The sequence below is a fragment of the Brevibacillus sp. NRS-1366 genome, assembly GCF_050467985.1.
In genome coordinates, this window is sequence record NZ_JBITPN010000086.1 from 1 (window position 1) to 610 (window position 610).

Below are 610 nucleotides of genomic sequence, written 5' to 3' on the forward strand. Positions count from 1 at the left end.
AATTTCAGTCTTTAAAAACATCTGCATATTTTGTAGAGCTGATTGTAGTTTATTCCAATCATCAGGGGAAATGATCTTATCGCGCAATGAGTTGGTTAACGAGTTCATTTCATCGTCTTCAGTTGGAGTTCGATTTGGCTTTAAGAATAATTCTTCATATCTATTCACATTGACAATATCACTTGCTGAATAGTTTCTTCGCATAATAAATGTATCTATAGAATTTGGAAAGTTACTATCCGCATTTAAAACAGCCCAATATGCTGTGTCCAAATTGTGTGAAGGCTCTTGTGGGGTATTGCGTGAATGTGAAGTAATACACATGAAAAACTGCTTAGGATTGTTTGTGGTTTTTTGAAATATTACTACATCTAGTTTGTTGTAATCATTCGATGGCAAATATTTTCCTCGATAATTATAGTTCATTCAAGCTGCTCTCCTTTCTTGTTAGTTGTCCAATTCAGCAATTACATCCATATCCGTGTTTACCTGTCTTATACAAATAAAAAAACGAGTCCCAGACACCGACTCGCTAGACCAGCTACTTGTCATTCCATTAACAGGAATTTTGTACAAATGAAATCTTTCATCCAGAAGGCTATATTGAAGT

1 pseudogene is annotated in these 610 nt (G+C 34.6%); it reads right to left on the reverse strand.

The window, feature by feature from the left end:
- Nucleotides 1–426: pseudogene (locus ACIFQN_RS35750) on the reverse strand (hypothetical protein); the annotation flags it as partial.
- Nucleotides 427–610 lie beyond the last annotated feature (184 nt).